15 protein-coding genes are annotated in these 21,108 nt (G+C 58.3%); 5 read left to right on the top strand and 10 right to left on the bottom strand.

Annotated elements, in window-relative coordinates; translation table 11 throughout:
* Positions 1-8: 8 nt before the first annotated feature.
* Entirely contained in the window at positions 9-494 is a 486-nt protein-coding gene (locus tag MESS4_RS08630; RefSeq protein WP_006328978.1) for a hypothetical protein, read from the top strand.
* A 553-nt stretch (positions 495-1,047) separates the two neighbouring features.
* Positions 1,048-2,199: a DUF2235 domain-containing protein gene (locus tag MESS4_RS08625; protein WP_244441082.1), complete on the top strand. Its 1,152-nt coding sequence runs from the start codon at positions 1,048-1,050 to the stop codon at positions 2,197-2,199.
* An 11-nt stretch (positions 2,200-2,210) separates the two neighbouring features.
* Here MESS4_RS08625 and MESS4_RS31125 read toward each other — a convergent pair whose 3' ends face one another.
* The 5 genes from MESS4_RS31125 to MESS4_RS08595 form a co-directional block, all read right to left on the bottom strand.
* Positions 2,211-3,281 (bottom strand): hypothetical protein, encoded by a 1,071-nt coding sequence (locus MESS4_RS31125; RefSeq protein WP_006328970.1) that lies wholly within the window; start codon positions 3,279-3,281, stop codon positions 2,211-2,213.
* Positions 3,278-5,506, bottom strand: a complete 2,229-nt coding sequence (locus tag MESS4_RS08615; protein ID WP_036240913.1) for an AAA family ATPase — start codon at positions 5,504-5,506, stop codon at positions 3,278-3,280. The genes MESS4_RS31125 and MESS4_RS08615 overlap by 4 nt, the downstream gene beginning before the upstream one ends.
* 795 nt (positions 5,507-6,301) lie before the next feature.
* Entirely contained in the window at positions 6,302-7,207 is a 906-nt protein-coding gene (locus MESS4_RS08610; protein WP_157385536.1) for a hypothetical protein, read from the bottom strand.
* 249 nt (positions 7,208-7,456) lie between these two features.
* Positions 7,457-9,013 (bottom strand): hypothetical protein, encoded by a 1,557-nt coding sequence (locus tag MESS4_RS08600; RefSeq protein ID WP_006328963.1) that lies wholly within the window; start codon positions 9,011-9,013, stop codon positions 7,457-7,459.
* Positions 9,010-10,944 carry a toll/interleukin-1 receptor domain-containing protein gene (locus MESS4_RS08595; RefSeq protein WP_006328962.1) on the bottom strand — a complete coding sequence of 645 codons (1,935 nt, stop codon included), beginning with the start codon at positions 10,942-10,944 and terminating at the stop codon, positions 9,010-9,012. The genes MESS4_RS08600 and MESS4_RS08595 overlap by 4 nt, the downstream gene beginning before the upstream one ends.
* 206 nt (positions 10,945-11,150) lie before the next feature.
* On the opposite strand from MESS4_RS08595, the gene thyX reads away from it, so the two are divergent.
* The 3 genes from thyX to MESS4_RS08580 are packed head-to-tail and all read left to right on the top strand — an operon-like array spanning position 11,151 to position 15,495.
* A complete protein-coding gene (gene thyX, locus MESS4_RS08590) occupies positions 11,151-12,089 on the top strand; it encodes an FAD-dependent thymidylate synthase (protein ID WP_006328958.1) in 939 nt (312 codons plus the stop codon).
* Positions 12,089-13,261: a hypothetical protein gene (locus MESS4_RS08585; protein WP_006328954.1), complete on the top strand. Its 1,173-nt coding sequence runs from the start codon at positions 12,089-12,091 to the stop codon at positions 13,259-13,261. The genes thyX and MESS4_RS08585 overlap by 1 nt, the downstream gene beginning before the upstream one ends.
* Positions 13,258-15,495: a hypothetical protein gene (locus MESS4_RS08580; protein WP_006328952.1), complete on the top strand. Its 2,238-nt coding sequence runs from the start codon at positions 13,258-13,260 to the stop codon at positions 15,493-15,495. Before MESS4_RS08585 ends, MESS4_RS08580 begins: the two co-directional genes overlap by 4 nt.
* Before the next feature lie 23 nt (positions 15,496-15,518).
* Here MESS4_RS08580 and MESS4_RS08575 read toward each other — a convergent pair whose 3' ends face one another.
* The 5 genes from MESS4_RS08575 to MESS4_RS08560 form a co-directional block, all read right to left on the bottom strand.
* The gene (locus tag MESS4_RS08575; protein ID WP_006328950.1) at positions 15,519-16,865 is read right to left on the bottom strand and encodes an MBL fold metallo-hydrolase; all 1,347 of its coding nucleotides are present in this window, start codon (positions 16,863-16,865) and stop codon (positions 15,519-15,521) included.
* Entirely contained in the window at positions 16,847-18,760 is a 1,914-nt protein-coding gene (locus MESS4_RS08570; protein WP_006328949.1) for a hypothetical protein, read from the bottom strand. The genes MESS4_RS08575 and MESS4_RS08570 overlap by 19 nt, the downstream gene beginning before the upstream one ends.
* 68 nt (positions 18,761-18,828) lie before the next feature.
* Positions 18,829-19,677, bottom strand: a complete 849-nt coding sequence (locus tag MESS4_RS08565) for a S1/P1 nuclease (RefSeq protein WP_006328948.1) — start codon at positions 19,675-19,677, stop codon at positions 18,829-18,831.
* 179 nt (positions 19,678-19,856) lie between these two features.
* Positions 19,857-19,979, bottom strand: coding sequence for a hypothetical protein (locus tag MESS4_RS34965; protein ID WP_280110235.1), 123 nt, complete (start codon positions 19,977-19,979; stop codon positions 19,857-19,859).
* A gap of 75 nt (positions 19,980-20,054) precedes the next feature.
* Complete coding sequence (locus MESS4_RS08560) at positions 20,055-21,104, bottom strand: restriction endonuclease (protein ID WP_157385535.1); 1,050 nt, start codon at positions 21,102-21,104, stop codon at positions 20,055-20,057.
* Positions 21,105-21,108: the final 4 nt, after the last annotated feature.

Below are 21,108 nucleotides of genomic sequence, written 5' to 3'. Positions count from 1 at the left end.
AGATCACGATGCGCCATGTTTCGACCTTGAATGCCGCCATCTTCTGCCTGGGATTGCCTGTCGCGCTCTCGCTTAGTCCCTGGGCACGTGCTCAGGAAGACCCTCTGGTGCTGCATCCCGGGGACACACTGTCCTGGCAGCCGGCGCCAGGCCACAACGCGATGTTCGGTGACACTGACAACGTACCGTTTGCGCAGGTCCTCAAGCTGCTCGAATTCGACAAGGATTTTCCCTGCACCGGTAGCGAGACGAAGTGTAAGACACCAACGAAGCCGAAGTACACCGCAACCGTCCGGAAAGGCCTCGACCTTGCCGCGCTTGGGACGGAAGCCAGCTTCGACTTCTCCTGCGGCGTACACGATTTCATGGACACCAAGATGTTCACGGTGGTCGATGGTCCGGTGGGCGCGCCGGTGCGCAATCTGGTCTTGATCACGAAGGGGCTTGCCTGGTTCATCAAGGATCCGGCCGGCGACATCCCGATCAAGAGATAGCCGAACTTTGGCGCCGAGGTGTCAGGGCGGGAGTCGGCGGGACTCATCGCAGGCGACGGATCGCTGCCGGCAAAGACGGTCCACCTGAAGTGAAGAAATTCGTGACCTGGAGTTGTCGCGCGCCGTGAACGCTTCCCCGTTTTGTCCAACTGCGGTGTTGGTCAGCCCTTCAACAGAGGAAACGGCCCGACTTCCCTCATCTTCATTTGAGCCATCATCGGGTTCGGCGCGCCATCGAAGGTGATTGAGTGCGAGGAGCGGCAGTAACCTGCCGAACACCGTGACAATCTGGTCGTAATACAGACGCTGACCAAGTGATCATCGCAAAGGCCCGGTGCCATCAACCCGGCGGCCTACCGACGATGAAGTACGTCGCTGGCTTCGCCCGCAAAAACCAGGCATTCGAGAAACCGAAATCACCACTCAGATTCAACTAACAATGGGATTCCGACCGGATAGAGAGGGGAAAAGATTGGGAATAAGTTTCGTCGGCAAAATTATTGGACAGTGAACGGAAATCCTCATGCCACAGCCGCCGCGCAGGCGAATAGCAATGTTTCTCGATGGGACCTGGAACACAGTCGCGGACAATACGAATGTCTGGCGACTGCATGCGCTCTGCGCAAGAACGAGCGCCGATGGGTTGGATCAGGTTCTGTACTACGACCAAGGCGTTGGAACGCGGCTGGGTGAGCAGTTCCGGGGCGGAATATTCGGCTACGGTCTCGATCGCAACATCATGTCGGCGTATCGATGGTTGGTCGAAACCTACTCCCCCGGAGACGAGATTTTTGTCTTCGGCTTCAGCCGTGGCGCCTTCACAGCACGGTCGCTGATGGGCTTGGTTGCCCGATGTGGCCTGCTTCAGCCTGGCGCTCCACTTTCCCTTGAAGAGGTCTTTGAACGCTATCGACGGGCTTTGACCCTGCGTCCGCTGTATAGACTCGAATTTGAACAGCGCGAGCTGCGGCGGCGCGAAAAGCGTGGCGGCACCGCAATGGACGACCCGCCGATCTACCCGCTGTCGCGCGAGGAAGCCTCCCTCTTGGCCTATTGCAAGCGCGTGCCGATCAAGATGGTTGGGGTGTTTGATACGGTCGGAGCGCTGGGCGTGCCCTTCGGAACCTCGCACTGGTTTCACAACACCCATCTCTCGACGATCTACAAACACAGCTATCAGGCACTAGGCATCGACGAGCATCGCGCTGCGTTCGCGCCGACGCTGTGGACCCGCTTCACGCCTGACCCGCCCGATGCATCTGCTCGACGGTCGAAACGCAGTGCTACTATCACTGAGCAGCGCTGGTTCGTTGGTGCTCATGCCAATGTTGGAGGCGGCTATCCCGCCAACAAACTATCGCAGTTGCCGCTCGCCTGGATGGTCGAGAAAGCGGAAAGTCACGGTCTCACTTTCCGCTATCCCGTGATCGTCGACGGGGATTCTCACCGGGATCAGATCGTCGATTCGTATAGCCAGTTCATGTACGGTTTTTATTCGAAAGTGACGAACCGCCATCAGCGCATTATCGGTGCACTCCGGCGCACTGTGACGAAGGGGTACTCTGACAACGTCAACGAAAGCATCGACCCTTCCGTATTTGCCCGATGGCGAGAGGACCGCCACTACCGGCCGCCGGGACTCGTTGATTGGGCCGAACGTCGTAAGCTTGATCCAGCCCAGCTGACCGCAGTTATCCCCGCATGAGGTGCGGTTGGTTAGGTCCTGCCCGGAGTGGCTTCGGAGGCCCCCGCTTTATCCAATAGAAAATTGACAAGCTGTTCGTCGAACCTTGCGTCGCGGCGCAGCTGCTGAATGGCGGTCGCACGCTCCAACAATGCTTGCCGGTTGCCGACGCTTTGGTTCGCCCTCCATGCTTCGAGCGCGGTGAAGTAGGGGTCCAGAAGCGATCGGACCTCGACGAAGGCCGCCATCATCGCAGCAGTCATCGCGTGGTAAGGCGCTTCGCCATCGACAAACGTGTGGAGATTGGTTTCCGCATCCGTCAGCTGCGCTGCCATGACCGGATCGTGTGGATAGACTCGCCTATTCCGATCAGCGCGAAGAACCGCCTCCATCGCTCCTTTCGTCCGCAGCGCCCATTCGCGGCGCACCCCCACCAGAGCGTCCCGCGCCAAACCGCAAACATCGATTGTGGACTTTCCTCGACCGGCAGCCCTTTCTTCTGCCGTGAGTGCAGGCTGGAGAAATCCGTCGGCGAAGAATTGCAGGTGCAGATGGGGCTGATCCTCACAGGGGTTGAGCAGCATCGGACGCTCCAGGGCAACCGCGGCCGGCGTGGTGGCGTATGAGGTTCCAGGCAGGATCGGGAAGCGATTGGCCTTGCCCGACTTGCTCTTTACAATCTTTCCGTCCCTCGACCGATGATGCTGCTTTCGCTCGCGATTGCAGTCGATGCACGACGGTAGAAGGTTGCCCCAGCTGGCTGCAAGCCAATAATAGCCGGGCTTTTTAAGAACGCCGTATTCGTCGATGTACCCGCCCTTCGGACGATAGTGTTCCACTTCCATCTGCGCGAGATGGGGGTAGTTGCTCTCGCAGTATGCGCATCGTGTCCCGAACAGAGCCCGCAACGCATCTCTGACAGGCTCCTCCTTGTAAACGGAGAACGCCGGCGGCTTGGTCGGCTTTGGTGGCAGGGGATTTTTCTCCGGTGCTATCCCGCCGAAGAACCAGAGCGCATGTTCGAGTTCGGTCAACCCGTTTGAACCGATCTTGTTCAGTGCCGCGCACGCCGCCACGGCTTGGTCTCGAACGATCGGGATCATGCTGCTCCCTCCACCCTAACCAGTGCCTCGCTCCATATCGACGAAAGCTCGGCATCGAGCGACTGTTCGCGTTCGGCGAGCTCAATCGGGTCGGGCACCTCAATGCGGCGCGCGAGAAATCGGTCGATGGCCTCCAGCATGCGGCGCTCACGTTCGTTCACGCCAAGCTTCTGCTTTTGATTGATATCGTTGCGCAGTGTTTCCATTCGTTGGCGGTCATCGGGGCTGGGGTCGTCCTCCCGGAGAAGCGCGTAATACTCGTCGAAAAGTGATTGGAGCGAGGGATCGAGGGTGCTTTGCAGACCAAAGTGCTCGGACATCAGGATCTGGTCCACCCGCATTCCGTCGATCGCCGGCAAGTCGGCGCGCATATGGATTCCACCGCGTGGCCCGCGTTGCAGAACGGCAACTTCACCATGGTGCAGCCCCCGCAGACATAGGGGCTCGTGCGTGGTCGCTATGACCTGCATCCCAGGCAGGATACTCCGTACGCTCTCGACAAAGCGGAGCTTCCAGGAGGGATGGAGATGATTCCCCACCTCATCGATCAGGACCAGGCCCTGCGCCAAGTCCGGAGTCTTCCAAGCCGGCAAGACGACTGAGAGGATGTCGGCGATGAGCGCGATCACCGTCTGATAGCCGTCGCAGAGCCTGGGGAGCGGGATAAGGGCGCCCCTTTCGATTATCCCGACTTCTCCATCCTGGCGGATAAGCTCGCGTTCGACGTCGACTGTCAGGGCCTTCTTGATTGCACCAGCGGCGTAGTCAAAAGCTTCAGCCGGTGCCGTGAGAAGCCATTGCTGGGCATCAACCAGAGGGATGAAGGGATCGAATAGGTTCTCGACGCGAGCATAGTTCGTGCCTTGAACCTCGGAATCCGGTTTGCGCGGTAGCAAGCGCGTCGATCCGTAGGCGAGCAGCATGAGCTGCGCCTCTCTTCCCGTCGCTGTGATCGTTCCGTCGGCTTGAATGCGTAGGGTTCGCGGCTCGGTGGCACCTGTCAGTCTGATACTGACTTCCCCAAAGTCTGCCCCGTTCCTCACCATCCTGGGAACATCTAGGTGCAAGGCATCGACGAGTTTCCCTCGATAGCGCTCTCCGACGAGTGCAAGAGCAATAGAGTGCAGGACCGTGCTCTTGCCGGTCGCGTTTTCGCCCAAGAGCATTAGCCAAGGCGCGCGTTCACTCCCGTCGACCACGTTGAGGTCGAGGTTAGCGATAGCGCGCAGATTCTTGATCCGGACAGACTCGATCAGACGGTCTCGCGTGCTGACATAGGCCGCGACAGTTTGCTCGGTCTCGGCTTCAAGCGAATAACTCTCTTGATCAGCCTGGAATTTGTTAAGCGCGGTTTGCGCGGCGCGTTCCTCACCTGAGGTGAACGGCTTGACCGAGGCCGCGAGGGGATCATTTGCGAAGGCCAGAGCAACCATGCCGTTCGGCTTCGCCGCTATCGCCTGACTGACGAGTTGCCGGCACATGCTCGCATAAGGGGCCTCGGGCGACATCATTTCCTTCAGGCGATTGACGATCTCGGTATTGATCTGCGGCCCATCAGGACTTCCTTCTGAAAGCAAAAGCACTTCGAGCTGACTGAGGACAGCGCGAGCGGTCTGCTGCCGGGCTTTGACCAACTCGACACGGTTCAGTGAGAGGATTTCTATCGTTGTTAGCCCACGCGGATCGCTGGACGAAACGGTGCCGTTTGACGAAAAGAGCAGGACATTCTCGACATCGTCGACGCATGGATCCAGCAACAGCGGCCGTTCCTTTAGAAGGTCGGAAGCCGAGGCGAGCACGGGCGCCCGATCCTTTTCGTCCTCGAGCGGGAATCTCCCGCCCTTGGCTCGATTGCACATCGAGCAGGAAAGGTGGAGGTTGGTCCACTCGTTCGTCAGCCACCAATAGTGCAGCGGGAGGTACGTGCTGCCTGCGTCGAGCACCCCGCCCTTTGGCCGGAAATTGGCGACATCGCCATAGCCGATCGCCGCAATCTGCGACTCGCAATACCCGCACTTCCCGTTGAACAGTTTTGCGAGAGCATCCCTTACGGTCTTGTGGCGGTACAGTTTGAATTCGAAGCGCGAGTGTTGCCGCTTCTTGTCGAACTCGCTGTAAAACGCGCTTGCCTTTTGAAATTCTTCGTCCGCCGCGCCGCCTCTTCCGCGCCGCAGTACTTCAGGGAAAGGAACGCTGTCTCGATCAACCTTGATCACGGTCTTCATCCTTAAGGCTTGCCTGCAAGGCAGTGAACACTGCCGAAAGCGCGATGTCCAATACTACAAGGCGATTCTGAAGCCAGGATCGATACCGGAACCCACCTTTCGTCTTGCTCGCCCTCGCGGTGCGACGGAACCGGTCCAATTGAGTTGGTGGATCCTGCCAATCTAAGCGGCACTCAAAAAGAGAGAGAGAGAGAGAGGAAACCAAAGATATCCTCTTGAAGTTTTCTCCGCCCCCGCAAATCCCGCCTTAGCGCAAGCGGCAATTAATCCAAGATAACCGGTGTCGCCGTTCTTCGTCGACTACCACACGCTTGACCTCATCAAGGTCCATCGCTACGGCAGGCGACAGGCGTGCCACCTCGGCGGCCACCTTGGCCCAATGATAGAATTCGCGTCTATTGCCGTGTAAGCGCGCCCTCGTCGCGCGGCATTGCGCTTCGTAGTAGGCGTTTTTTCTTCAGCCACGAGCAGCCGCCGCGCGTCGTCTTGCCAACGTCGACGTAAATTCTTGCGGTATGCCAGCCACCGTCGAATGACGTCAAACATCGTGCTGATGAGACATCATACACAACGTCAGGGATGGCAGCCCGAAGGGTGAAGACCTCAGGGCTTCAACCTTGCCAACAGCCCGGCTCGATGGGCGACGCAACATCCCATCCTCTCGCTTCACCCGACACATCTCACTCGGAATGCGCCTGGTCCGATAGCGCCCGCTCCACAGCTCGCCTGTTTCGCTCACTTTCCTTGATCCACTCCGGCGACTTGGTCAGGTTGTCGAGATCCGCGATCGCAGGTTCAATGAGAGTCTGCGGCACACCATCGTCGTTGAATGTGCGTTGCATATAACTCCCCACACGCGGAGAGCCGTAGGAGCAAGCGGGACGATCTTCGCAGATAGTCGATTGCGCCTGTGTGCTTGGTCGCAAAGCTAACCAGCATGGAGTGCAGCTTTTTCTGATTGGAATTCAGACGACGGCGATCAAGAAATGTTCTGGGCATCACCAGAAGGTGATCATCCCCATTCGCGAACGGCGTCGCAAGCGCAAAGTCCCTGACAATCTCCTTATCCAGGACCTTGATCACAGGTTTGAACCTGTGGGATTCCTGCAGTTTCTGAAATTCGGCGCAGATCAGGCCGCCTGAGTAAGGCACGGCAAAGAACGTTATGTTCGCGCGCTCATCGAACCGGCGACGCCGCTGCCCCAGCTCCGCGAGGGCGGGCCAGAGAGTGGATGCCGCGTTGTGCAACGCGGTGAACGAAAAGTGCGGTGACTTGTCTCGCGTCATCACCCGCCGATGAAAGTGTCCCGTGGCGCCGACCACATCGTTCGTTTGCAGGAGCCATACACCCCAACGCCAAAACACAAAGGTGTTGGTCGCACCGTTCAAGAAGGCCTCACCGCCGACTTCCATTTTCGCTGCGCTCATATGGTACGCGCTGACACCGATCGCGGCTTCGCCAACCTCCTCACTTTGGTGCACGACCATCTCGAAAATAGCTTCAGGCATGCGCCGCTGAAGTTCGTCATGGACCTCATGCGCGCGTTGGACGACGTGCTGCCAAGAGACGATATCCTGTCCGTACCCCTCATACGCCAGCAATAGGATGTTCTGCGGCAGACCGGCGATACTCGCCCGCGAAGCGAGGAACTCGTTCAGCCGCATGCTGAATTCAGGATGGTTCCCTTCAAACATAGTCAACGCACGGGCTCCGAACGATTTTAAGCTGCACGCTAATACACATGTCAGCCTCTTTGTCATCTCAGCGAAAATCCCGGGCCTTCACTTTGATCTCGTCGATGTGTCCGCAAGGATCGACGAAATCCGGGGACGCCCCTCTCAAGTCGGCGGTGAAATCAGCTGGAAACAGCCGGAAAAGGTTGGAGACAAGTTGGCCAGGCGTTAACGAAAGGTCATCAGGCCAGAGTGTCCGTGCCCTGAGAGCGTCGGTCAAACGTAAAATTTGAACTGCTGTTTCCCCTCTCCCTTGGCCGAGCCCATTGTGAGAACATCGCCTACCATGCGCGCGAAGCGAACGGTGACCGGCAGTCCGTCGTTGAAGTTGCAAGAATTGTAGTTGATCTTTGTGAGGCCCATTATGTCGGCCAAGACTGTGCGAATGTTGGGCTTTGCTCGCTTGCTGCGCATGAGGGTAATGTGCAACGGATTCGGAGTTTCAGGCCCAATATATGTGTCGAGCTGAGGGACATACCCAGTCGTCCAAAGATAGGCCGTCTGCTCGTCGAGCAGCAGCGCCGTTCCACGCAACACCGGATAGTCACCGTCCCTGAAAAGTTTCGTCTCGCCGGAGGTGGTTCTAATCCTTACCCCGACGACGTTCGTCTCCTTCGGGGCGGCGTCGACGAATCCATTCCATTCCTCGTCGTTGAAAAACGTCTGGCCATGGATGAAGAGCTCTTTCGGAGGCTCGCCGTGCATTGAGCGGTATGTGTTGAGCACGACCTCCAGGAGATTCGTCGCTGCCTCCGCCTTGAGATGATACTCGTACTCCCCGGTCTTCCAGGGACCGTTCGCTCCTCGGAAGACGACACCGTCTCCTTCGTTCAGAAACATCTGCGCCGCGCAGCAAGCGTGTCCGTTGGGATCGTTCGGCAAATTCTTGTAGACCATGCCGATGTAACAGACGCCCGGCCGAACGCCGGCCAGCCGCCAGGGCGGTCGCGGTTGCGTCTTGTAATAGAGGCCGGTCGCCAGGTTCCATGCGACCGTTGCCGCATCCTGTGTCCGCCGAATTGGGTAGTTGGCGCTGTTCAGGAAGGCTCCGGGCGCGAGTGTCGTCTCCCTGACCAGCTGCGTCGGGGCGATGTTCAGAAACTCCGCCTTGATCCTGCGATGGAAGTCGGGGACATCATCGAAAATCTCTTCAACGGTTTGGTCGATGACGCCAGCCGAAGCCAATAGTGGCAGATTCGATCTCGCGTTTTGCCTCTTCGCGAAATCGCCTTTCTCCATTGGGAGGCCAGTTCGCTCGGAGCCGGGTCGGCAGCGCTCGTAGACAATTTCGGGCAGAACCAGCACCCACACGTCTATGGACTGCTCGTCGTTACGCAGATGCTTCTTCACTCGATCTATGTAAAGCCGCGCAACCTTCTCAACCGCCTCGTTGAGGTTCCATACTCGGCTTACCCGATCTATGTCATGCAACGGAATTGAGAGAAATGAGCATTTGTCCGGATCGTACGAGATACCGAATGCTGCCTCGAGCCCAGGAAAGTTGGCGAGGTGCAGCCTGTCCTTCTTTTCGCCTTTCCCCGGAGGGGGAACCTGAACAACATCATTCAGCTTGTGGCTCCAGGTCCGAAAATGGACGATGCCTTCATTGGTCCCGACGACGCCGACACTGATTTCACGCGTCTTTTTTGCTCGGGCGTGGGGGCCATAGAGGAACAGGCCATCCTTTGGATGCGGGCTGCGTTGCGAGAACGCGAACTCGAGGTCGGGCTCATCGAAATGCTCGACCAGAAGTGATTTTTCCGGGAACTTCATCCTTCGAGTTCCTCCTCGCTCTCAGGTCGCCCCAACGTGCTTAGGTCTGTCTCTTCATCATCTGGATCCAGCACGTCTGGCAGAGCCGTGCTGACCGGCGACGAGAACAGAATCGGCGACGCTTCGAGCAAGATCGACTGCGCCGCGGAAAGCTCGAGGCGAATGTAGGCCGAATCGGGTGAAAGCAGCTCGAGGAACGCCAGCATCCGCCCATACCACTGCTTGTTGCGCCATCCGCTGCAGATGGATCGGCGCAAGCGGTGCAGCTTCTTCTTGTCATCGATCGCGAGCCCTGCCGGCGTTCCGTTGTCGACCGAAAACAGCACGCGGGATTTCAACTTGAAGTGCCAGAAAGGCCAGAAGGATGGCAGAGCCGTAACGCCATACTCCCATATATGCTTCTTGGCCGAATTCCGGAGCGCCGAAGATCGTCGCTCGCCCTGCCTGCCCCACGGTATCCGTTGCCCTGTCGCGGCCAGCGCGGCGGAGGCGTGAAAGCCCGTTCCGTTGGAATACTCATACTCGACAAGCCCGCGAGCTCTGCAGAACGAATACCAGGCGCGCTTGAACATCGTGACTATGAGATTTGAAGCAACCTGCCGCTCCACCTCGAGTTTGGAAGAACCCTTTTCGATGAACTCTAGAAGCGGAATCTCGTGTTTCAGCCGAAACCTCCCGACGGATTGGAAAGCCGCGTCAATTTCCGCCTGATCGGCAAATGAGAGTATTCCTGAGCCGAGGGGTGCCGACGGGTAGGCGAAGCCGGCGATCGCTTTTTCCAGAAATCTTTGATCGGTCGCCCCGGAACTCTCGAAAAAGCGGATGACATCGGGAGCCTCAACGATGCGAAGCCAGTTCGACCTCAGACGTTCCGGCTCCCTGACCAAAGGGACCGCGCCGCGCCTACGAAATGTCTCCCAATTCGGATCGATGATGGCGTCGTCGACCTTGCGAGGGACCTTCTGCCTTTGCAGTGCCACGAGGAGCGACGTCAGTCCGTCGCCCCAGCCGCGGACGAAGTCGACCGCAACGGCGTCTCCGATGCCCTTGACCTTCCGCGCGGGTCCGAGTCGAAGCGGGATTATGAAACGGCCATCCTTGAGCTCGCGCGCCATCTCCAACGCGATATCGATATCCTCCTGAACATGTGGATCGGCGAGTGTGATCTCGCGGCTGATGAGAAGCACTTTCGCAGCTCGATACTGCAGGGCGAGGTTGATTTCTCGGCGCCACCGATCTCCGGGTTGAAGCGTCAGGATATCCGCGAACACCCGGTATCCCTCCGCCTCGAGCTTCGGGGCAAGCCAGAGCGTGAATTCGTCGTCTACGGGTGAGGATTTTATCAGGAAGATGACATCCCGTTCCGCCTTCGGCGAAGCTGGCTGCGTTTCCTCGCCGACGGAGGCGGCGGGTGGAAGCAGCCTAGCGAGCGCGGAAGGAACTGATCCGACTTGCGTGATCGCCTTGGCAACGGCGCCAGTAATGACGCTCTTCAAAACGCCGGTGCTGTGCGCCCAGAGCCCTTGATGCGCGACTTCGATGTCCTGATATTTGCGCAGCAGCGCGTTCAAGTCGTCAGCGCCGAGGATGTCGCCCGGCGTCTTTAGCGCGGGACCAATCGCCAGCGCGAGCGCACTCTTGTTTCCTGGTGTGAGCGCCACCGACGTGGCGAGAATGTAGCGCTTCGGATCGAGCAATTCGATGCTGGCGCGCTCGGCCGACATCTTGGACTTCAGCTTCGAGAAACCCGATCGGGCATAGTGCTTTGCCTGCAGCACAACTGTCCCATCCGCCGAAACATGCCGTCCGTCCATCGCATCGTCGGGACCCGCGGGAAAGGTTTCCAAGCGCAGCCCTATTTCCCGACCGACGAGATCACTTGCCAGTCTTTCAAAATCGGTGGGTGACAAGCTTGAAAAGTCATAGTTCATACACGCAGCTTGGGAGCTTTGCGCATCGGCAGTCAAGCCGGAACACGTAACGGCGGCATTTGGGGCCTTAACAACAACAAGTTAGTTGCTAGGCTGATATTGGAGGCCGTAACTCTGCGGCAATTGGTTTTTCACACCGATCGCGCAACGGTGCTTCTAAGCGCGCAAAAGGACTATTTCGGACGCGCGGTGATCAAGGATCAGCAATGAGCAATATCTCCCACGAACAATCGCTCGAGATCGCACGAGCCCGCGAAGCGGTCGTTCCAACTCGGCGGCCGGTGGCGGCGGGGCTGGAGGAAATACTCTTTCAAGTCCTCCCGGTGCTGGATCACGGGTTCGTCAGGGTGGTCGACTACATGGGAGACGACAGCGCCGTCGTGCAGGCTGCCCGCGTTTCTTACGGTCGAGGCACGAAGCAGATGTCCGAGGACAGCAATCTCATCAACTATCTTCTGCGTCATTGGCATACGACGCCATTCGAAATGGCTGAGATCAAGCTGCACGTGAAGATGCCGATCTTCGTTGCCCGGCAGTGGATCAGGCATCGCATGGCTAACGTGAATGAGTATTCGGCGCGATACTCTATCCTCGACCGCGAGTTTTATGTTCCGGCTACTGAGCAGCTTGCCGCGCAATCGGTTCAAAACCGGCAAGGACGTGGCGAAGTGGTCGGTGCCGAGGAAGCCAAAAATGTGCTTCGTATCCTGACCGAGGATGCGGAACGGAACTACGATCATTACCTCGACCTGCTCAACCACGACGAAGACGGCAAGCGCCTGGATGAGGGTCGTCAAGGGTTGGCGCGGGAGCTAGCGCGCATGAACCTTACCTTGAATTTTTACACGCAGTGGTACTGGAAGACCGATCTCCATAACCTCATGAATTTTCTGCGGCTGCGCGCCGATCCCCATGCGCAATATGAAATCCGCGCCTATGCGGAGGTGATATTGGACGTGATGCGAAAGTGGGTTCCGCTGACTTATGAAGCGTTCCGGGAACACCGGTTGGAGGCCGCCACGTTCTCGGGTCAGGCGATGCGCGCTTTGCTCAGGATGCTCGCTGGGGAGACGGTCACGCATTCGGATACGTCGATGACGAAACGCGAATGGGATGAGTTTCGGGCTAAACTCGGTTTGACTTAGTGGACGGAAACCTGAACCAGGATGTGCTCAGCCGTCGCGCGGCCTATGTCGAGTGTGAGCAGGCACTTGATGGCTTTGCGCGCCGGTCAAGCGTTCTCACAGTTCCGAACAAGTGGCCCTTTGAAGCTCGGCCAGGTGGCGCGGCAGCTGGCGCTCAACTCGCAGTCAGCTGGGCTCGATCCAACAATCCAGCGACGCTTCAGCTAGCCTCCGACGAAGCGCCTGAGGACGCGGCGAGGTCGTTGCTTCACCGGACATACGGTCTTGTCGCCACCGTCTTCGCGGACCGGATCATCGGCCGCGATGGGCGTCGTGACGTAACGGGTGGCATGCTGAAACTCGCTGTCGCGCGCCTGCGGGAACTCTATAGCGGCGACCTCGACCAGATAATTCACGGCGGGGTAATCGCATTGCTTTCGGTGGATCATATCGAGTTGGATGGTCCGAACCCCCTCCTCTACCAGCCGATATCGGGTGCGGTGCGCGGCGACTTTCAAGGCGTGGTGAATCGGGCCTTGGGAAGATTGATCAATCGCCAGCGCCTGCGCCTCGAGGAGGTCGAGACCGATATCATCGCCGGTCTGCTCAAGGAGCTGTTCTCGAACACGCATGTTCATGCCCGGACAGATCTCACCGGCGCCTTCTATCGGCGCTCTGCAAGAGGCATTCTCTTCGCGTTAAGACCAGTCGACACCCCCCATGATAGTCATGCTGGTGGGCTCACGGCTTTGCGCGAATACTACGCCAGTATGGCCGATGCCTCGGCACGGCCACGCGTTGAGTTTCTGGAGATATCTGTTTTCGACAGCGGTCCTGGCTTGGCGGCCAGAGCGCTCGGCAAGCCAGTAAAAGAGGCGATGCCCATCAATCAGGAGTATGATCTCGTTCGTGGATGCTTCCTGAAAAACTTCACGACGCAGAACGACCCGAGTCATGGACTCGGATTGCCACGTGTAATGCAGGCGCTGAAGGCTTGCGGCGGCTTCATGAGGTTGCGAACGGGCCGACTGTCGCTTTGCAAGTGGTTCCCGCCTCGAACACAGAACATCCAGTTCTCGCCTGATGATGCTCTGTTCATCGATGCCGGCGGAGACGCCGAAATCAAGAGCTACGCGCCCGTCACGGGAGCTTCGTTTTCGATCCTGATACCAATGGGATTGGGAAGCCGATGAGCTCGTTCTTCCACTACCGTTGGCACAAAAACGGCGTCGGCAACGCCCTGGTTCTCGTCACGACTCTTCCGTTTTTCAGCATCCAGGATCTGATCCGGATCGTCGACGACGACAGGCTCGGTGGACGTCCCTATCCCGACAGTCTGATTATTGTCGTGCCAAGCGATGCCGCCGCCACGGCACGGGCGAGCGTGAAGAGATCAATCGAAGCCGGTACTGCGCTTCGCTTGGCCAACGCACTCGTACCAGTCGTCATTGTGTCATTCGACGCCCGAGGCAGAATGAAAACGGGGGCAACCTCGACGCTGCAAGGTTCAATAATACTTGTAAAGGAGGACTTTCGCTCGCTTCGAGCTGCGGGAATCCGCCACTTGGCTGAGACGCGCGAAGCTGTGCTCGTTGCGCCTTCCGGACATCATTTCATCCACCCGCGCAGAAGGCACTCCGCCGCATTCTTTCGGGCTGCAAACATGCTCATCCAGGGTGAGGAAATCGGCTTTCTATCGTTGGTACTCCTTCCCCATCTCCACGATAGCATCAGAAAGATCTGGGTCGACTCCTCATCGATTTCGGCTCTCGTGTTTGCAGCGTATTCTCTCAAGAGCCGACTTCGCCGCGACTTTATCACCCCGCGCGTGACGAGTTTCTCATCCTACGAAGGACTTGAAAAACTGAGTATCCAAGATCCGGACAGCGAGCTGGTCTTGATATCGGCTACTGCGACGGGTTCGTTGCCAAAACAGGTGTTCGAACAGACGAAGCTCCCACCCCAGCGCGTCGTGACGCTTTTTTCTACCGCTCATCAAGTGCCGGGCACAGTTGTTTTCGACGCGCGTGATGAGATTCAAGGGCTTGATCCTTTGTCGATGGAGGTTTTCGAGCAAGAGCGGTGCCCTTGGTGCAGGAACGGCTCGCGAACGATCACCTTCGTCGGCGACCAGTTTCTTGCCGACGCTGCGACAGTCACGCCCTACACCCTGATTCACACCGATGCCCCAGCTCAGTTGCGCGACGTGATGAGAAGATATCGGGGCAAGCGTGCCTTTTCGCTGCGGCGTGACCCCGATCGCGACGTTCATCGCCTGTTCGTCAACCTTGATCGCACGCTCCTGAGTGACGGCGGGAAAAAGGCAATTGAGATTATCGTCCGACGACACGCTCCAGCCTCGACGAGCCACGTTCTGGCGCTTCGCGGGGCGGAAAGTATCGCACTCGCCGAGTGCGTTGCAGACGAGATCGAAGGTCTTGGCCTGCGTCGCCCGCACGTCATCCACGGTACGGACCTCGAAAAGGGAAGCGAGGATCGTCGGGGCGTGGTCGTCGTTGCGGGATGCGTTGGATCCGGTCAGTCCTTCCAGGACGCAAGCCGCGACCTCCGCGATAGATTCAAGGACCGCCCGAGGACGTTCCTGGCGGGACTGCGGAAGCACAGCGCGGCCGAGCACCAACTGACTTTGTTACGCGACCTCGAGCACAACAATCAGTCGCCCAAACACACAATGTGTTTCGTCGACGATATGATGTTGCCTCACCCAAACCAGTTCACTGCCTGGAGCCGCGAACTGCGATTCTGGAACAATGCGCTCCTGCCGCTAAGGATGACGAATGCCGAGGATGCTCCCATTGCGGCTATCGAGAGTCGCATAGCCACCATATCGGCAGATATCGGTGGAGATGACCTTTTCCTAAGAACAAGTTCCGACGACGCTCTCAAGCTCCGGCAGGGTTTCGCATTCTGGGCCGGGGACTACGAGAAAGAGGATATCACCCAAGGCGATATCTTTTCGACGATCGCGGCGATTCTTGAGAACTGTCGGAAGGTGCCGAAGCCGAAGCAGACGTCGGCGTCGCTGTCTCAATCGCCGTTCCATCTCAACGTGCTGTCGAGCGAAAATTTTACCCGCTACAACGACGGGATCATCCAGGCGGCTCTGTTGCGCGCTTCGTTCCCTCACGAGCTCAATTTTGCTGATGTGCAAACCGAAAAGCACAGCGCGAAGATGGCCAACCTGATCGTCAAGATGCTCGCCCAGCACGGGGAAAGCCAAGGTGAAGCGTGTCTCGAATTCCTCCTGGCTCTGGCGACAAAGCGGTTGGCGCTCGCCGAGGAGGATATAAGACGGATTGCGGCTGCTTCACGCGAGGGCCTCCCTAGTCTCTTTTCGATCGTACTTGCCTACGCGGTTGGTGAGGCAACAGAGATTCCCGATGATCCTTTGGGGCCGCCGGCTTAGGTGCGCTGTGAAGCACGTTGACCTTAGGTGAAAATCACATCCACGAATCCCTTCGATTCTCGAATGCGTTCGAAATCGGTTCTGAGCGGCTGGGCCAGGCCGAGCCATTCTCGTTCATATGCGTCGAAGTCGGCCGGATCCTTCGGTTTGAACCCTTTCAGGTCGGGCGCATAGATCCGCGCCCCTTCGACGCGACGTGCGATCTCGATCATGAGAAGGCCGCGGGGGATCGTCCGGTACTTGCCGCGCTCCGTGGAAACGACGGCTTTTGCGGTGGCTTGCTCGCCCGCTTGGGGCAGCGGGAGGATCGCGTCCAGGATGGACACCGCCTCCGATGCCTTTCCTGTTCCCATATCCCACGGCGTGCTGTTTTCACTGCCGTGATGACCGATCTTCAGGAAATCGACGGGCTTGTTCAGGAGCTTATCCGGACGCTGCCACATGACGTTCCACGAGCCGTTCATCTTGCCTTCCTTGAAGGCGCCGTGCCATTCGGCATCGCCGACGAACAGCAAGCGCTTCTTCTTCCATTCAATCAGCAGGACGACGCTGGAGTTGTTCTTAAGCGTGCCGTCCAATTCCGCGAATGCGAGGGCCTGCGACTGCATTCTCGCCCGTAGCGCTCGGAATGACGCCGGGCCGACGTTCCTGGGCATGGGCAGCTTGTCGGGTTTTTCCGATTTTGCGGTGGAGATGAGCTCCCCTTCCGCGTCAAAGGCAGCCGGGCCAAGCACTCCCTTCAATGCACGCTGAGCTGGCGCACCAATGTAATAGCGATCGAAGTCCGCCTCCGGGGCCAGAACGTGTATCTTGGCCTTATGCAGTGCGAGGCCGTATTTCTCGTTCGTGTCTCCGGCACTGACGTAGGTTGGGTCTCGCCCCTTCAGCAGCGTCTTTCGCAGGGTGTTCATCGCACCTTTATTGTCGATCTGAAAAACCGACAGCAGCTCGTCCATGCGCGGACTGAGCTTCAGTCCTGAGGCCGCGACACGGCGCATGGCTTTCTCAGCCACACCCCGTATTTTGCGTGTCTTTCCAGCCTGCGGGTGCTTCGGATTCATCGCGCAGTTCATCCAGACCGCGCCCACCTCGATGTTCTCGAACAGTGCCGGATCGAATCCCGCAATGTGATCTTTGTGTTCGTGCGTCACAACAACGAGGTCGAGCCGCTTCTTGCCACCGTCGCTTGTCGGCAATTCACTTTCCAGCTGCTTGATAGCGGCCGTGAGCAGCTTTCCTTCGCTCCAAGTTCCGCAATCGATCAGCAGATGGAAGGCGTCTTCAACTTTTGCACTCTTGCCCGGTATCCGAACATAGATGCAATCGCCCAAGCCGACATCGTAGACCCGGATCAGGAGCTCGTTTGCCATCTCAGCGCTCCAAACTCGGTTTCATGGTCATCGTGAATATGAAAGTGGGGTGATAGCTCGAATCGGACCGATCCATCGACTTCTCGCGCGATCAGAGGCGGTGTCAGCCCGCCGACCAAGCCTTCCGGACCGGCCAGTTCCTCGCCGACCATGCCTTCGCCGACACGGCGCGCCAGAACATTTAGGTATTCCAACCGCCGCCGCTCGCCGGCCTCCATTTCGTCGAGTGCGGCGACTTCCGTCCCGAAAAGGTCCTTGCGTCTGTTCCGCTTTCGCATCGCTGCCGCCGCCGTTGCCGACGGTTCGCTTCCCGGCTTCCGCGTCCAATACAGGAGACTTCCATTTACATCGAAAACGAGGGTGCCGCCACACAGGAGGCTCGTCGTCTTCCCGTTGAATCGGCCGAATTTCCGGCCTTCCAGAACGAGTTCCTCGCGCCAGAGATATTGAAGGATGATCTGCTTGGGTTGGAACAGGCCCATGCCTACCATTTTCTGGGCCGTGAAGACCTCGTCGACGATGATGTCGACATGGTCTGGGATGAAGAGCTTGTCGCGATTGTCGTCGAGATATCGATACGCCTCGGCGCGCGAACTGCCTATGCGCTCGGCGTCGTGCGCAATAGTTCCCGGCATCCGCTCATAGAGAGGCCCAGGTGCGAGGAGCGTGGCGGCTTCCTCCGCAGTCAGGATTTCTCGGCGGACGAAGACGCTGGCGATCATGTCCCGATACTCGTTTTGATCAATCGGGTCAGCAATTGCGAGATTGCGCAGAACTGCGCGTGCGTAGTCGTTGAACGTCACCTCGACGGGAGGCAGGAAGTCCAAAGCCTGGATGGCGATGACCTGCATGCGAGTGACGGCGAAACTTAGCGATTGGGCTGGGCTGTGCGTCTTGCCGTCGGTGCGTTCTCGTTTGAGATATTGCTCGGTCAACGCGACGAAGATGTCGAACATCGCCGCGGTCATGACTTCCGACAGAGCATGCGGTTCGACCACGTCCTTGTATTCGCCGAGCGTGTGTTCGTTGGCGGCGCTGCGAAGATACGGCTGTCCAGACACCGCCTCACCGAACTCTGCCGCTACGGCGGCAAGCAGATCGCTGCCCGACTTGGACCTGAGATCGCCCTGCGTCCTGGTAGCCAGCTCCCTTCGGAATGAATTGTTGCGAAGGGTCATCAAGATCGCGGTGAGGTCGCCCAGAAACTCGTGGAAGGCACCGGTCTGGGGCGAAACAGCCTCTAGGTAGTATGGCCGTATGCCATCCAGCAGAGCGTGACCAAATTCGTGGTTGACGATGTCGCTCGACAGGCAGGTATGAATGCGCTGACCGGCCTCGTCGTCGAAGTAATAGAACTGGAGGGACTTGCTCTCACGGTCATAATAAGCGTTCGCACCGTAACCAGCGTTCGGTGTGACGAGCAGGCGATTGCCCTCGAATGCCCAGGAGATGCGTCGCCCAAGCCCACTCGGACTCTCGAAGAAGTCGAGCGTGTTCTGAAGGATGGCCCAGGTGCTCACCTGACGAAAGTGCGTCGTTTCCCTGACGGACTTGTCTACCCTACGGCCGTCCGGCGTGAAGAAGGCCTTTTGGCGCGGGTTCCAGACCGCCGGGTCCTCAAGCTTGTTGGCGGTGCTGTCGTAGTCGACGATCGCAAACCGGGCACTGGTCGGTCCGTCGCCGATGCGCGGCTCCCAGGGCACATAGAACTCGCTGTCGATTTCCAAACCCGGGTTTTGCTTTGCTATCAGCGGATCCTTGAAGTACGTGTCAAAGCGCGCCTTCAGTCCGAGCGTCCTTTGCGTGCCGCCATCCAGAAATCGACGCGCTGAGTAGACATCGCGCGCCTCAGCCGGTGACAGAACGCCCTTCTCGGAACCGCGACCGCTTGGCATAGCCCTTCTAGCCACTCCTACACCCGTTTCATCACTAGACCAGTACGCGAGCTTGCCGGCGCCTCTCGCTAATTGGGCTGATCCGCCGTGCACTGGCCCGTCGCGAAAGCCAGGTTGAGCAAGTTGGCCAGCCGTAGGCCAGCGCGGCCAAGCTGTCCGTCGAGTACAGGCAGATTCGATCGCCTGTAAGCGTCGTCGAGCACGATGTTCGAAGGAACGGCTTTGAGTGCCGCCACTGAAAGCAGATGGCTTTCGTTGGCCCAGTCGATTGTCGTGCCGGCGGTGACTGCCGATACGACTGCGGTCTTCAGCCAACCCGACTCAAGCCGCTCCACAGAGCTCCCCCAAGACCAGGTGGTCTTGTCGATGAGGCCTGCGTCCCACGCGGAGTGCAGGTTGGAATTGTAGGGAAGATTGCCGTTGACGGCTTCCTGAGTAACGAGCGTCACGACAATCCCGTTGCCTCCTCCCTGGTCATCGATGGTGTGGAGAGGCTGATGCAGGTCGCCAACGAAATGCACGAGAAATTTGAGAGCACGCTGGCGCGACTCCAGCGGTTGCCTCGGGCACGCAACGGCCGCGAGCTGCCGCTCTATCGCGGCGATGAGACAATCGCCGAGGGCTGGATCAAGAACACAATCCCGGGAAGCCTCGTACGCGATGGCTGTGCCGGGAATGCTGACGAAGTGCCATCGGGTGGTGGTTTTGTCCCGGACGCGCTCATCATCCGCCCAGCTGGCGATCGACGCGAGCGACGCTCCAGGCCCGAGCAATTCCGCCACACCTTTCGAGGTTTCTGCATTCAGGCGTCTTTGGGCGATCTCGGTAACGACGGAGTGCCCCGTTGCACCCCAGGCATTGGCAGCGCCCGCAGCGGAAAAGACGACGGAAACCGCCACTCCGATACGACGCAGCAAAGCGGCCTCCCCTCAACAATCGACCATGCGGCCAATACTTCATTGGAAAGTCCCAACAATCAAGATGAGATAAGATAAGTCGCTTGGTATTTCTTGATCTGCTGGTTTGACACTCGCTCCCGACGTTCAACCCAGGTAGGGGGTAAACGCCTGCCCGGGTAACAGGTGTGAAGCCGCGCCTAGAGGTCTTTGCACTCCTTCGCCTGGGCTTCAATAGCGGCCCTATCGAAGTTGTTGACCTTCTCCCAGAACTCGACGGTTCCAACACCGATCTGTTTGGTGTCGACTTTCGCCTTGATCACGCCCGCCTCCAGTAGCAAGTCCTAGTAAGCCGCAAGCGCAAGCACCGATCATTTGATCCGATCGATCCGAGCCGACTAGCGGCCCATCGTCATGAGCATTTCGTCCATTCGCTCGAAGAGCAAATTCTCAGGGGGATCACCGGCATCGGCCCCTGTGAGCATTCGACAAAGATCCTCGAGATCGATGACGAGAATGAGTTTCCCATATTCACGCAGGAGCGCCTCCGCAGACTTACGTGCGCTTGCGTTGGCACCCGATCGTGCCACGACGATGGCGACGGTCCTGAGACCCTTGTCGAAAAGGTACTTTTCGGTGATCTCGACTTCGCGCTGACCGATCGGATCGCGATAGTTTTTTGCATCAAAGACAACGTACCGGGAAGAAAAATCCGTAGCGATCATCGACCAGAATGAACCGCGATCCGATTTGATCCGGCCGATCAGATCCATGCGGTTCAATTGATCGTCGGTACGCTGTTGGGCTTTGAGATTGGAGAGCTCAGCTGCAAACAGGAACCGGATTGCCTGCTCACAATATTTCTCGAATTCGGTCCAACCTTCCTTGCCAGGCGGCACTTGCCGAAGGCGCGCGGCAATCTTCGTGCCCGTCAGCGATTCTGTTTCGGGCGTTGTGCGGGTACCGGAATCGCCATCGAGCACTGTCTCAGACACGAGCTCTTCAAGTTCGTTTGCAAGCTCGTCATCGTACGCGGCCAACGATCTCAATTTTGCCAGTCCCCAGATTTCAACGTCAGGCGCCGCCGGCGACTTGAGTTCAGCGAGGATCTCCTCCGGGAGGTCTAGCGAAACGATGACTATTCCACCGTCGAGGCCATTGGTCTTGATGACTTCGTGGGTATGCGCGATCGCATCCCTAACGCGGCGCCGCCAATCCGTTTGCCAGCGGAACATTTTGAATTCTACCGCCAATGTTGTGGTGGCGGCGTTCGGCGTAAACGTCAGGTCTGGAAGCGAGCGATACATCGCCCATTCGTCTTCGTCTGCAGGCTCTTCGTCCGGCCTCGTTCCAGCGGCCCGCCCGACCTTCTCTTGCGCGAGGATTCTAATTAACAACGCTTCCCAATCTCGTGCGAGGTTGTGGGTCTCGATCTGCAGCTCTTTCATCTTC

This window comes from Mesorhizobium sp. STM 4661, assembly GCF_000359125.1.
Taxonomy (GTDB): domain Bacteria; phylum Pseudomonadota; class Alphaproteobacteria; order Rhizobiales; family Rhizobiaceae; genus Mesorhizobium.
The sequence above is the reverse complement of the archived record's forward strand: the minus strand, read 5'-3'. Positions and strand labels throughout refer to the sequence as shown.